Source organism: Cupriavidus nantongensis, from assembly GCF_001598055.1.
Taxonomy (GTDB): Bacteria; Pseudomonadota; Gammaproteobacteria; order Burkholderiales; family Burkholderiaceae; genus Cupriavidus; species Cupriavidus nantongensis.
Window position 1 is genome coordinate 1704855 of sequence record NZ_CP014845.1, and the last position, 13043, is coordinate 1717897.

Sequence of the window (13043 nt, forward strand, 5' to 3'; positions counted from 1 at the left end):
TCGAGCGTGGACGCGTCGAACTCGGCCACCAGCACGCCGGCACGCAGGATGCCGATGCGGTCGGCCAGCTGCCTGGCATTGAACAGGTCATGCGTGGCCATCAGCACCGCCATGCCGGCATCGGCAGCAGCGCGCACGCTGCGCGCCATGTCGTCGGCGGCGGCCGGGTCCAGCCCCGAAGTCGGTTCGTCGAGCAGCAGCAGCGACGCCGACCTGGCCTGTGCGATCGCCAGCCCGACCTTCTGCCGCATGCCCTTCGAATAGCCGCTCACGCGCCGGCCCTGCGCCTCGTGCGCCAGGCCAGCGCGGTCCAGCAGCGCGGCGGCGTCGGCGCGCGACAGCGCAATCCCCGCCATCGCGCAGAAATAGTCCAGGTTCTCCACGCCGGACAGATAGGGGTACAGCGCGACATTCTCCGGCAGGTAGGCCACGCGCCGCCTGACCGCCACCGCATCGTCCGCCGGCGACAGCCCGTCCACGCGCACCATGCCGCCGGCCGCCGGGACAAAGCCCAGGATCGCGTCGATGGTGGTGGTCTTGCCCGCGCCGTTGCCGCCCAGCAAGGCATAGACGCGGCCCGTGGGCACGCAAAGCTGCAGGCCGTCGACCACGCGACGGCCGTCGCGCAGGACCACCAGGTCACGGATTTCAAGCATCTGGTATCTCCGTCGGGCAGTTAGAAGAAGTAGCGCGCCGCCATGCCGAACTGCCATTTCGGCTGCGGCGACACCAGCAGTCCGGCCGCCGCGCCATAGGCGGCCTCGGTCGAGAACCGGTGCGGCTGCAGCACCGCGAACAGCGACAGCTGGTATTGCTTCCAGTCCAGCACCCCGCGCAGGTCGAAGCGCGTGTAGGCCGGCATGAAGCGCAGCTGGGTCTGCGGCGTTCCCATGTAGTACGGGATGCCGGTGGTCAGGTAGGCGTCGGCATTGACGGTCAGCTGCACGCCCTGCAGCCGCTGCCGGTACTCCGCCCCCAGCTTGAGCTGGTGGCGCGGCACCGACAGCCTGGCGCCGGTGTTGGGCAGCGGGTTGTTGGCTTCGGCCTGGATGATGTGGCCGTAGCTGGCATAGAGCGAGACCGGTCGCACCGGCCGCCAGCGCGCCTCGACCTCATAGCCCTTGCGGGTGGTGTCGCCCACCGAGCGGAACGAGCCGTCCGGCTGCCCGACGATCTCGTCCTCGTTGAGGGTGTAATAGGCCGCCGCGGTGACCGTCAGGTTGCGGGCCGGGGTCGCGGTGAAGCCCACGTCGTAGGACTTCACCTTCGACGGCGATACGTCATAGACCGACCCGCCGGGCGCGCCCAGCGGCCCGGGCGCGCCGCTGCTGCTGATCTGCTCGGCGGCCGGCGAGCGGAAGCCCTGGGCGACATTGGCGAACAGGTCGAGCCCGGGCAGCACGGTCCAGGCCGCGCCGAGCTTCGGCGTGGTCACCCCCTTGAAATAATCCGTGCTAGCTGCCGGCAGCTTGCGGTTGACGATGTCGTAGTCGAACCAGTCGCGCCGCAGCCCGGCACTCAGCTTGACCGAATCGACCGGCTTGAACTGCCCCTGCACGAACAGCCCGTAGGTCAGCAGGGTCAGCCGCTGGGCATTGACATAGTTGGCGGTCGGCACGCCGCGCAGCCAGATCTGCCGTTGCGCGTCGCCGTGGTCGCGGCGCACTTCGAGGCCGGCCATCAGCGCGGCGCGGTCGCCGAAGGTAACGTTGCCCGCCAGCCGGCCGCCAAAGATATTGCGGTCGTCGGAGCCGACGGTATGCTGCACGCTGCTGGTGGCGATGCCGCGCTCGCGCTCGAAGGCTTCGCCGTACAGCGTCGCGTACCAGCCTTCCTCGCCGTGCGCGGGCGCGCGGTTCAGCGCGAACATCGAGCGCTTGCCGCTGCCAAAGCCAGGCAGGCCGTACTGGGTCGAGCGCGGATCCACCTTGCCCGACTGCAGGTCGCTCAGCAGCAGGTAGCCGGCCGCCGTCGATTCGGCGCGATAGTGATTCAGGCGCAGGCTGTAGAGGCCTTCGCCGATGCGGGTCGACAGCTTCCAGAACAGGTTGTCGCGCTCGGTGCTGCCGTCATAGCGGTAGCTGTGGGTGCGGTACAGGTCGGCGACGAACAGCGACTGGATCGGTTCCGCCTCCGGCCGCAGCGCGTGGCGGCCCGACAGCACCAGGGTGGCGCGCTTGCCGTCGTAGCGGTCCAGCCCGATGCCGAAGCTGGACGGCACCTCGCCGGACTGGGTCTGGATCGGCACCGCGCCCGCGCGGTTCTGGTCGCCGTACAGCGCCGACACCGGCCCCTTGATGACGTCGATCTGCCCGATCATGTCCGGCGTCAGCCATTCCAGGAAGGCCGGACCGTGCCCCGCCCCCGCCTGGCTGGACGGCATGTTCTGCGGCACCCCGTCGACATAGACCGCGGTGTCGGCACCGTGCGTGCCCTGGGTGGCAAAGCCGCGCATGCGGAAGCCATTGCCGGTATCGCCCTGGTCGATATTGTTGGCGACCACGCCGGGAACGCGGCGGAACATGTTGGAGATGTCCCGGCCGATATTGATGGTGGCCAGCTCGTCGGCCGTGATCACCGACACCGCTGCCGGCAGGCCCGCGCTGTCGGTAGTGACGACGTTGCGCTGGTCGTGCGGCCGCTCGTCCTGCGTCGCCACCACGCTGACTTGGGGCAGCGTGGCGTGACCGGCTTCGGCCGAGGCGGCCGGACTGGCGACGCCCGCCGCCAGCGGCAACAGCGCGCAAGCGAAGGCGCGCGCGGTACCCGTGTTTTCGTTGTTGTTGTTCATGAACCCTTGCGGCGGCGCGACCGGCAGCCGCTGCGGGCACCGGGGGGGCCGTACCAAATCCAGACGTGAGCAAGCCGCCCGACTGCATGGCGGGCGCGGAATCAAACGTAAGCGGAAGGCGGCGCCGCGGCGATCAGCCGGCGGCGCAGGGCAGCGCGGGAGGCGCGCGCAAGGCAGGGGGAGAAAGGAAGCGGGTACGCCAGGGCGGCGTGGTGACATCGACCGGCCGGATCCGCGACAGCAAGCGCCGGATCACGCCCAGCAGCTGGGCCGCGAACGCGATGCACAGGAACAGGTGCAGCCGGGGCGAACACCACAGGCAATCGCACTCGGTCTCGTCGTCGGCGGGCGCACGCTCGGATCCGGTGGCGGCGGCGGCGTGGGACGGGTCCGCAGTCGCGGCCACGGCCGAGCTAGACGCGAGCGGCCGCGCTTCCGGCACTGCGTGCACGTGCGTCACCGCGGCCCACGCCTGCACGAGAACGAGCAGGAGCACGGCCCAGGCGAGACGCACGAGGTTCGCATGCAGACGCATTGAAGGTGGCGCTGGCGGTTTCGACGGGCGCCATCATAACGCAACTCAATTGCAAATGTAAGCCGCGCCGCTCGCCAGAAGGCTAAAGCCCTCGCCCCTCCCGTCCGTTAAGCAATGGGGTCGCAATGGCATTGCATGGGACGGAGACGGGGAGACAGAGATGCAGAATCTTGGCATTCGGATACGCCTGGGCGCGGCGTTTGGCGCCATGTGGTCGCTGATGGCGATCGGGACCGCGGTGGCCATGCCACGCATGCAGGACGCCGCCGATGCGCGGCGCCTGCTGATCGCGCTGGCCGCGGCCGCGCTATGCCTGGCGATAGGCGCGGTCTGGGGATTGTCGCGCAGCATCGAGGCGCCGCTGTCCGAAGCCGTCCACATTGCCGAAACCGTGGCGGCAGGCGACCTCAGCCAGGAGTTCAACACCGACCGCGGCGGCGAGTTCGGGCGGCTGCTCGGCGGGCTGGGCGAGATGGAGGACATGCTGACCGACCTGGTGACGCGCATCCGCACCGCCACCGACTCCATTACCGACGCCTCGCACCAGATTGCCGCCGGCAATACCGACCTGTCGCAACGTACCGAAGAGCAGGCCGCGGCGCTGCAGCAAACGGCATCGAGCATGGGTGAGCTGACCGCGATGGTGCAGCAGAACACCGAACGAGCCCGCGCCGCCAACGGCATGGCCGCCAGCGCCTCGGGCATCGCCGCGCGCGGTGGCGAAGTGGTCGGCAACGTGGTGCAGACCATGTCGGCGATCAGCGCCAGCTCGCGCAAGGTCACCGACATCATCGAAGTGATCGAAGGCATCGCCTTCCAGACCAATATCCTGGCACTGAACGCCGCGGTCGAAGCAGCGCGCGCCGGCGAACAGGGCCGCGGCTTCGCCGTGGTCGCGGGCGAGGTGCGCACGCTGGCCCAGCGCAGCGCCGCCGCGGCGCGCGAGATCAAGCAGCTGATCGACGATTCGGTGCAGCAGGTCGACAGCGGCTCGGCCCTGGTCGGCCAGGCCGGCGCCACCATGCAGGAAATCGTACAGGCGGTGGCCAGCGTCACCGGCCTGCTGGGCGAGATCACCGCGGCGTCGGAACAGCAAAGCGCCGGCATCGCCCAGGTCAACGAAGCGGTCGCACAGATGGACACCGTCACGCAGCAGAACGCGGCGCTGGTGGAGCAGGCAGCCAGCGCATCGCAGGCGCTGGCGGGACGGGCGACGGAGTTGCAGCAGGTGGTGGGAGAGTTCCGGCTGGATGCGGAGCCGGCATAGCCGGCCCGCTTGTGTGCTCCCTCTCCCGCTTGCGGGAGGGGAGCCACCAGCAAGCTGGTGGCTTTCAGTGAATCACGCCGTGACGCTCACCGGTAGAACCGCCTGTACTGCCGCGGCGAAACGGTCGACGATATTGTCGATATCCCGCGGCGTGCAAATGAACGGCGGTGCGAACAGCACGTGGTCGCCATGCACGCCATCGACGGTGCCGCCCATCGGATAAACCAGCAGCCCGTTCTGCATCGCCGCGGATTTCAGCCGCGCGTGCGTCTTCAGCGCGGGATCGAGCGCGGCCTTGCTGTCGCGGTCGGCGACGAATTCCACGCCGACGAACAGGCCGCGCCCCCGCACATCGCCCAGGTTGGGGTGGTCGCCCAGCGCCTCGCGCAGCCGGGTGCGCAGCTGCTCGCCGCGGGCCAGCACGTTGGCCAGCAGCTTGTCCTCGGCGATGGTGCGCTGCACCGCCAGGGCCGCGGCGCAGGCGGTAGCGTGGCCGATATAGGTATGGCCATGCTGGAAGAAGCCGCTGCCGCCGACAATGGCGTCATAGATCCGGCGCGTCGACAGCATCGCGCCGATGGGCTGGTAGCCGGCGCCGAGTCCCTTGGCGATGGTGACGATGTCAGGCACCACGCCGTCCTCTTCGCACGCGAACAGGTAGCCGGTGCGGCCCATGCCCGACATCACTTCATCGAGGATCAGCAGCACGCCATACTTGTCGCACACCGCGCGGATGCGCTTCAGGTAGTCGCCCACCGGCGGCACCGCGCCGGCAGTGGCGCCCACCACGGTTTCGGCGACGAACGCGGCGACGCCTTCGGGACCGAGGTCCACGATCTTCGCTTCCAGTTCCTCGGCCAGGCGCTGCGCATATTGCGCATCGCTCTCGCCCGGCAGCCGCTCGCGGTAGGCATAGCAAGGCGACACGTGGTGCGCCGGCACCAGCAGCGGCAGAAACGGCTCGCGCCGCCAGGCATTGCCGCCGATGGCGAGCGCGCCGAGCGTATTGCCGTGATAGCTCTGGCGGCGCGCGATGAAGTGGCGGCGCGCGGGCTGCCCCACCTCGACAAAGTACTGGCGCGCCAGCTTCAGCGCCGATTCCACCGCCTCGGACCCGCCCGAGACGAAATAGACATGGTCGAGATCGCCCGGCGCGGCCTGCGCCAGGGTCTGGGCCAGCGTCTCCGACACCTCGGTGGTGAAGAACGAGGTGTGTGCATAGGCGATGGTGTCGAGCTGCGCCTTGATCGCCTCGATCACGCGCGGATGGCCGTGCCCGAGGCACGACACGGCGGCGCCGCCCGAGGCATCGAGATAGCGCCGGCCGGTGCTGTCGATCAGTTCGATGCCTTGCCCGGCGACGGCAACGGGCAATTGCTGGCGTGGGTTGCGATGGAATACGTGGGTCATGATGAGGTGGTGGGTGGCAGTGCGCTCGGTCAAACGTTTGCAGTATAGGGGCACTGCCGCGGCCAATGCAACGTTTGTTTCAACCACCTCACAAATGCGCCATTCATTCGGGCAGCCTGCGAGCAAAGGCCGGCAAGCAAGACAATCTGCGTCACGCAACATTCGTTACACTCACCCAGAGATCGCCCTGCGCATCCGGCAATGAAAAAGGGCGGCAATGCCGCCTTTCAATGACCCGGCCGCTGCCGGCCAGCCTGTGCTAGCAGCCCTACCCGGGCGTAACGTCCTGCGACGCCCCCACCATCGTCAGCGCGTTGCCGTGCTCGTCCAGCGTGACCTCGCCTTCCTCGTGGATGTCGCGATGGCTGCCGTCCGGCAGCTGGATGCGGTAGTCGACGCGATACGGCGCCTTGTCGACGATGGCGGCGCGGATCGCGGCCTGCACGCGCGGGCGGTCCTCCTCGACGATCGACGCCAGGTAGCGCTCCATGGTCACCTTGAACGCCTGCGGGGCCCAGCCGAAGATGCGATAGGCCTCGTCGGTCCAGGCGCAATCGTCGGTCTGGATGTTCCAGTACCAGCCGCCCAGGTGGGCAATCTGCTGCGCCTTGGCCAACAGCGCCTCGCTCTGGCGCAGCGCGGCCTCGGCGCGGCGGCGCTCGGTGATGTCGAGGCTGACGCCGATCATCTTGACCGGGCGCTGGTCGAAATCGCGCACCAGCGTGGCCCGTGACGAGATCCAGCGCGTGTTGTCCTGATGCACCACGCGGAATTCCCACTCGTGCATTTCCTGCGCGCCCAGGGTGCGTGCCAGCACCTCTTTCAGCCGTGCCACGTCGCCGGGATGCACGCAGGCCCAGAAGTCGTCCATGTTGCGGATATGGCGGCCGAACAGCGAGACATCGTTGGAGGAATAGGTCAGGCCATCGGTCAGCACGTTCCATTCCCAGGTGACGATGCCCGAGACCTCCTGCGCAAACTTCATCCGCGCCTCGCTCTCCATGATCTCGGCGAGGTGCTTCTGGCGCAGTTCCTTGATATGCGGGTCGGACGCAGTGCTGGCCTCGAGGTCGGCGATGGCCTGTTCACCGTAGCGCAGCCACAGCCAGTTGACGCCCAGGAAGCGGGCCAGCGCCAGCAAGCGCTCGTACTCGATCTCGCCGCCGCGCGTCCACTTGTGCACGGCCGACGGCGACACCGACAGGGCCTCGGCGACCTGCTTGAGCATGATCCTTTTGCCTTCCAGCACCCCCTTCAGGCGCGTGGCAAAAGTGTCTTCGGTCATGGGCGCTCCTCCGCTTTTTTTCAACCGATGGTGAATTGAGTAACTCGAACCTTACACCATCCCCGGATTACGTGCGAATCCATAGATCGCCTCAATCTAAATAAGCGAATTCATCGCTTTTTTGAATTGCAACAACCCGGCCCGCCTCACTAGACTTCTCTTCACATCACCAGCAGTAATTTAATTTACTATTGGTGAATCGATAAAGCACCGACACTAACGAGGAGACACCCCATGCAAGAGACCGCCGCCCCCGTCTGCACCACGCCGCCGCTCGCCTACACGCTGCCAGCCCACTACTACACCTCGCAGGAAATCTTCGAGCAAGAGAAGAAGACCATCTTCGCGCGCAGCTGGGTGTGCGTGATGCACAAGAGCCAGGTGGCCGAGAACAACCAGTACGCCACCGCCCAGGTAGCAGGCGAGAACATCTTCGTGGTGCGCGGCCGCGACGGCGTGCTGCGCGCGTTCTACAACGTGTGCCCGCACCGCGCGCACGAGCTGTTCGCCGACGGCGCCGGCAAGGCGAAAAACGTGATCACCTGCCCCTACCACGCCTGGTCGTTCGGCCTGGACGGCAAGCTGATCCACGTGCGCAACGCCGAAAACGTGCCGGGCTTCTGCAAGGACAACGCCGGCCTAACACCGGTGCGCGTCGAAGAGTTCTGCGGCCTGGTGTTCGTCAACCTCGACATGGACGCGAAGCCGCTGGCAGAACTCGCCGCCGGGCTGAACGACGAGATCCGCGCGCGCTGCCCGGACGTCGACAAGCTGGTGCCGGCGCACAAGCTCAGCTACGAGATGAAGGCCAACTGGAAGGTGGTGGTCGACAACTACCTGGAATGCCTGCACTGCCAGACCGCGCACCCGGCGCTGGTCGAGTCGATCCGGATGGAGACCTACAAGCACGAAGTGCGCGGCCTCTACACCAGCCAGGTCGGCCAGACCCGCTCGGGCAGCGATGCCTTCACCTATGACAGCGACGCCCCCAACACCGACTTCGCCGCCTACTGGCTGTGGCCCAACGTGACGCTGAACGTGCTGCCGGGCGACGGTAACTACGGTGTGTTCTACATGTTCCCGGTGGACGCCGACACCACCATCCAGCACTTCGAGTTCTACTTCCGCGACAGCACGCCCACGGCCGAGCAGGAACAGCTGATCGAGTACTACAAGAACGTGCTCAAGCCGGAGGACCTGAGCATCGTCGAATCGGTGCAGCGCGGCCTGAAGTCGCGCGGCTACCGCAACGGGCAGGGCCCGCTGCTGGTCACCGACGACAAGACCTCCGCCATCGGCGAACACGGCGTGCAGCACTTCCAGCAGATGGTGCTCGACGCCCTGGCCGCCTGAACCCACCAGATCAACCGGAACCGCAGCAATGATCCAGACCCAGCTCTATATCGACGGCCAGTGGCAGTCGCCCATCGATCAAGGCACGCGCGCCATCGTCAGCCCGGCCGACGAATCGGTGATTGCCCAGGCCGCCGAAGCCACGCGCGCCGATGCGCGCCTGGCGATTGCGGCCGCGCGCCGCGCCTTTGACGGCCCGTGGCGCCAGACCACCATCCGCGACCGCGCCAGGCTGCTGAACAAGATCGCCGAACTGATCGACCGCGATGCCGAAAAGCTCGCCCGTCTCGAGTCGCTCAACACCGGCAAGACCCTGACCGAAAGCCGCACCGACATGGGCGATATCGCCGCGACCTTCCGCTACTTTGCCGGGCTGGTGGCGTCGGAATCGGGCGCCGTCAACGAAGCGCCGCACCACGTGATCAGCCGCACGCTGCGCGAGCCGGTCGGCGTGTGCGGCCTGATCACGCCGTGGAACTACCCGCTGCTGCAGGCCGCGTGGAAGATCGCGCCGGCGCTGGGCGCTGGCAACACTGTGGTGATCAAGCCCAGCAACCTGACGCCGCTGACCACGCATCATTTCACGCAACTGATCGACGAGCTGGACCTGCCGCCAGGCGTGTTCAACCTGGTGACCGGCGGCGCCGAAGTGGGCGCGGAACTGGCCGAAAGCCTCGACGTGGACCTGGTGTCCTTCACCGGCGGCGCGTTTGCCGGCGAGAGCATCATGAAGGCCGCCACCGGCAACTTCAAGCGCATCGGCCTGGAGCTGGGCGGCAAGAACCCGAACATCGTCTTCGCCGATGCCGACCTCGATGCCGCAGTCGACTACGCGCTCAACGCCGCGTTCTTCCATGCCGGCCAGGTCTGCTCCGCGGGTTCACGGCTGATGGTGGAAGACAGCATCTATGATGCATTCATCGGCCGGCTGGCCGAGCGCCTGCCGCGCATCGTGATCGGCAACGGCTTCCATGGCGAAACCCAGATGGGCCCGGTGCAGTCGGCGCAACAGCACGAGAAGATCCTCGGCATGGTGCAGGCCGGCATCGCCGAGGGCGCGCGCCTGGTCCACGGCGGCAAGCGGCCGGCCGGCGACGTGTACAAGCAGGGCTACTGGCTGGAACCGACGCTGCTGGCCGACGTGACGGCAGACATGAAGATTGCGAAGGAGGAGATTTTCGGGCCGGTGATCACGGCCGAGCGCTTCCGCTCCGAGGAAGAAGCGCTGCGTGCCGCCAACGACACGCCGTATGGCCTGGCCGCCGCGGTCTGGACCCGCGACCTGGACAAGGCCAACCGCATGTCGCGCGCGCTGCGCTTCGGCACGGTATGGGTCAACGACTACCACCCGTACTTCCCGGAGGCGCCGTGGGGCGGCTACAAGGCGAGCGGCATCGGCCGCGAGCTGGCTCGCATCGGCCTGGACGAGTACACCGAGCTCAAGCACAGCTATATCAACCTCGCCCCGAAGGCGATGGGCTGGTTCGGCGCCTGAGCGCAGCCGACTTCGCAACCGCGTGCGCGGCGGCACCGCCCCCAAAGGGCCGCCACGCACGGCGTCACGCAAACAAGGAGATTGCACCATGCAGGCAATCCATGAGTACGACTACATCATCGTCGGCGCCGGCTCGGCCGGCTGCGTGCTGGCGGCGCGGCTGAGCGAGGACGCCGGTGTCTCGGTGCTGCTGCTGGAGGCAGGCGGCCCCGACTGGCGCCTGGACTGGCGCACGCAGATGCCGGCCGCGCTGGCGTATCCGCTGCAGGGCACCACCTACAACTGGGCCTATGTCACCGAGCCCGAGCCGCACATGAACAACCGGCGCATGACGCAGGGCCGTGGCAAGGGCCTGGGCGGCTCGTCGCTGATCAACGGCATGTGCTATATCCGCGGCAATGCGATGGACTACGACGGCTGGGCGGAAACCCCGTCGCTGGAGAACTGGAGCTACGCCGACTGCCTGCCCTACTTCCGCAAGGCCGAGACCTACGACAAGGGCGCCAACGACTACCACGGCGGCAACGGACCGCTGCACGTGACCACGCCCAAGGCCGGCATCAGCCCGCTGTTCGACGCCTTTATCCAGGCCGGCGAGCAGGCCGGCTACGGCCGCACCGATGACCTCAACGGCTACCGGCAGGAAGGCTTCGGCCCGATGGACCGCACCACCACCGCGGGCGGGCGCCGCTGCAGCACCTCGCTGGCCTACCTCGACCAGGCCCGCGAACGTCCCAACCTGACCGTGCATACGCGTGCGCTGGCCGACCGCATCCTGTTCGCCGGCCAGCGCGCCATCGGCGTGTCGTACCTGCAGGGCGACCACGTGCGCGAAGCCCGCGCGCGCCGCGAGGTGATCGTCAGCAACGGCGCGATCGCGTCGCCGCAGCTGCTGCTGCGCTCGGGCGTGGGCAATGCCGACGAGCTGCGCGCGTTCGGCATCGATACGGTAGTCGACCTGAAAGGCGTCGGCGAGAACCTGCAGGACCACCTCGAGATGTACCTGCAGTACGAATGCACCAAGCCGGTTTCGCTGTACCCGGCGCTGCAGTGGTGGAACAAGCCGGCGATCGGCATCGAGTGGTACCTGCGCGGCACCGGCACGGCGGCGTCCAACCACTTCGAGGCCGGCGGCTTTATCCGCAGCAGCGACGAGTTCGCCTGGCCCAACCTGCAGTACCACTTCATCCCGCTGGCAATGAACTACGACGGCAGCAACCCGGTGAAGTCGCACGGCTTCCAGTGCCACGTGGGCTCGATGCGCTCGCCCAGCACCGGCTTCGTCAAGCTGGCCAGCCGCGATCCGCGCGTCAAGCCGCGCCTGCTGTTCAACTACATGGCGCACGAGGTCGACTGGCGCGAGTTCCGCGCCGCGGTGCGGCAGACGCGCGAGATCATCGGCCAGCAGGCGATGGACCAGTTCCGCGGCCGCGAGATCAAGCCCGGCATGATGGTGCAGAGCGATGCCGAGATCGACGCCTTCGTGCGCGAGCATGCCGAGACCGCGCTGCACCCGTCGTGCACCTGCAAGATGGGCGACGCCTCCGACCCGATGGCGGTGGTCGACCACCAGGGCCGCGTGCACGGGCTGTCGGGCCTGCGCGTGGTCGATGCGTCGATCATGCCGAAGATCGTCACCGGCAACCTGAACGCGCCCACCATCATGATGGCCGAGAAGCTCGCCGACGTGATCCGCGGCCGCGCGCCACTGCAGCGTTCGACGGCGCCTTACTACAAGGCGGCCCCCGCGCGCATGCAGACGGTGGCGCAGCGCGCGCAACCGCCTGCCACGCGCATGCCCCTGCCGATGCCTGCCTGACCCGAGCGGCGCGGCGCGCGGGCCTTCGGCCCGAACCCTGACTGCGGCACCTGTGCTGCCGGGACCAGCGTCCCGGCGGGCAGCGTGCGCCCGCTCGGACGCGTCGCGCCTCCACCACCACCAAAGCCGGCAAGCCAACACACCAACCCAGACCGGCCACACGGAGGAGACACAACCATGTTGCGCAAACGCTTTGCAGCAAGATGCGCCCTGTCAGGCGCCCTGCCCCTGCTGTTGTGCCAGGCGCTGCCCGCGCTGGCGCAGTCCGACGGCGACACCACGCTGGCGGTCGCGCCGGTGCCGCAGGTCGCCGCCACCGTTCCGCCGCCCGCCGAGACCGCCGCGGCAACTTCGCCCTGGAGCGCCAACCTGACGCTGACGTCCCAGTACGTGTCGCGCGGTTTCCGCCAGACCTGGGGCAAGCCCGCGGTGCAGGGCGGCGTCGACTACAGCCACCCGAGCGGTTTTTCCGCCGGCACGTGGATGTCGAGCATCAGCGACAAGTTCATCGAGGGCGGCACGGTCGAATGGGACCTGTATGCGGGCTATACCGGCAGCGTCGGCGACTTTGTCTACGCGGGACAGGTCTACTACTACCTCTACCCCGGCGCGAAGCTGCAATACGCGCAGACCAGATACAACTATGGCGAAGCGGTCGCGTCGCTGACGTACAAGTGGTTCAACGTCAAGTACTGGCTGACCTATACGCCCGACTACTTCGGCTACAACAGCGCCTCGCTGCTGTCCGGCAACAGCCTGCACAGCCGCGGCTCCGGCTATCTGGACCTCAACGGCACCTTCGACCTGGGCCACGGCGTCACGCTGCTGCTGCACTACGGCCAGGAGCGCGTGCGCAACTTCGCCGCCTACAACTTCCGCGACGTGCGCGTGGCGCTGTCCAAGGCCTTCGAGGGTGGCTGGACCGTGACCGGCGCCTACACGCGCGGCTGGGGCCGCACCGACGTCTACGACAAATACACCACCGGCGCGCTGGATTCCTCCGGCAACCCGTCCGTTTCCAATCCGCTGAAAAGCACGTTCCTGGTCTCGCTGACCAGGACGTTCTGACGGCCTTCATCAACCGCTGT

Annotated in this window: 9 protein-coding genes and 1 pseudogene; 5 read left to right on the forward strand and 5 right to left on the reverse strand. The window is 67.7% G+C overall.

Annotated elements, in window-relative coordinates:
• Positions 1-95: 95 nt before the first annotated feature.
• The 3 genes and pseudogenes from A2G96_RS32865 to A2G96_RS28610 all read right to left on the reverse strand — a co-directional run.
• Positions 96-713, reverse strand: a pseudogene (locus tag A2G96_RS32865) (ABC transporter ATP-binding protein); the annotation flags it as partial.
• Positions 677-2791 carry a TonB-dependent receptor gene (locus tag A2G96_RS28605; RefSeq protein ID WP_062803519.1) on the reverse strand — a complete coding sequence of 705 codons (2115 nt, stop codon included), beginning with the start codon at positions 2789-2791 and terminating at the stop codon, positions 677-679. The pseudogene A2G96_RS32865 and the gene A2G96_RS28605, both read right to left, overlap by 37 nt.
• Positions 2792-2924: 133 nt before the next feature.
• Positions 2925-3287 (reverse strand): hypothetical protein, encoded by a 363-nt coding sequence (locus A2G96_RS28610; protein ID WP_150124278.1) that lies wholly within the window; start codon positions 3285-3287, stop codon positions 2925-2927.
• Positions 3288-3486: 199 nt separating this feature from the next.
• Between A2G96_RS28610 and A2G96_RS28615 the strand changes: the two genes are divergently transcribed.
• Entirely contained in the window at positions 3487-4593 is a 1107-nt protein-coding gene (locus A2G96_RS28615; RefSeq protein WP_062803521.1) for a methyl-accepting chemotaxis protein, read from the forward strand.
• A 72-nt stretch (positions 4594-4665) separates the two neighbouring features.
• Here the strand turns inward: A2G96_RS28615 and A2G96_RS28620 are convergent, their stop codons facing one another.
• Together A2G96_RS28620 and A2G96_RS28625 are read right to left on the reverse strand one after the other, a co-directional pair.
• Entirely contained in the window at positions 4666-6003 is a 1338-nt protein-coding gene (locus A2G96_RS28620) for an aspartate aminotransferase family protein (RefSeq protein WP_062804182.1), read from the reverse strand.
• A gap of 268 nt (positions 6004-6271) precedes the next feature.
• Complete coding sequence (locus A2G96_RS28625; RefSeq protein ID WP_062803522.1) at positions 6272-7288, reverse strand: helix-turn-helix domain-containing protein; 1017 nt, start codon at positions 7286-7288, stop codon at positions 6272-6274.
• A 234-nt stretch (positions 7289-7522) separates the two neighbouring features.
• Here A2G96_RS28625 and A2G96_RS28630 point away from each other — a divergent pair, with 234 nt between their 5' ends.
• The 4 genes from A2G96_RS28630 (at position 7523) to A2G96_RS28645 (ending at position 13023) form a co-directional block, all read left to right on the forward strand.
• Complete coding sequence (locus A2G96_RS28630) at positions 7523-8641, forward strand: aromatic ring-hydroxylating oxygenase subunit alpha (RefSeq protein ID WP_062803523.1); 1119 nt, start codon at positions 7523-7525, stop codon at positions 8639-8641.
• A 28-nt stretch (positions 8642-8669) separates the two neighbouring features.
• Positions 8670-10136 carry an aldehyde dehydrogenase family protein gene (locus A2G96_RS28635; protein ID WP_062803524.1) on the forward strand — a complete coding sequence of 489 codons (1467 nt, stop codon included), beginning with the start codon at positions 8670-8672 and terminating at the stop codon, positions 10134-10136.
• Positions 10137-10224: 88 nt separating this feature from the next.
• A complete protein-coding gene (gene betA / locus A2G96_RS28640) occupies positions 10225-11955 on the forward strand; it encodes a choline dehydrogenase (RefSeq protein ID WP_062803525.1) in 1731 nt (576 codons plus the stop codon).
• A 177-nt stretch (positions 11956-12132) separates the two neighbouring features.
• The gene (locus tag A2G96_RS28645) at positions 12133-13023 is read left to right on the forward strand and encodes a TorF family putative porin (protein WP_062803526.1); all 891 of its coding nucleotides are present in this window, start codon (positions 12133-12135) and stop codon (positions 13021-13023) included.
• Positions 13024-13043: the final 20 nt, after the last annotated feature.

Coding starts and splice junctions, on each gene's coding strand:
- A2G96_RS28615 (WP_062803521.1), top strand. CDS start 3,487: ATGCAGAATCTTGGCATTCGGATACGCCTGGGCGCGGCGTTTGGCGCC.
- A2G96_RS28645 (WP_062803526.1), top strand. CDS start 12,133: ATGTTGCGCAAACGCTTTGCAGCAAGATGCGCCCTGTCAGGCGCCCTG.
- A2G96_RS28630 (WP_062803523.1), top strand. CDS start 7,523: ATGCAAGAGACCGCCGCCCCCGTCTGCACCACGCCGCCGCTCGCCTAC.
- betA (WP_062803525.1), top strand. CDS start 10,225: ATGCAGGCAATCCATGAGTACGACTACATCATCGTCGGCGCCGGCTCG.
- A2G96_RS28635 (WP_062803524.1), top strand. CDS start 8,670: ATGATCCAGACCCAGCTCTATATCGACGGCCAGTGGCAGTCGCCCATC.
- A2G96_RS28620 (WP_062804182.1), bottom strand. CDS start 6,003: ATGACCCACGTATTCCATCGCAACCCACGCCAGCAATTGCCCGTTGCC.
- A2G96_RS28625 (WP_062803522.1), bottom strand. CDS start 7,288: ATGACCGAAGACACTTTTGCCACGCGCCTGAAGGGGGTGCTGGAAGGC.
- A2G96_RS28605 (WP_062803519.1), bottom strand. CDS start 2,791: ATGAACAACAACAACGAAAACACGGGTACCGCGCGCGCCTTCGCTTGC.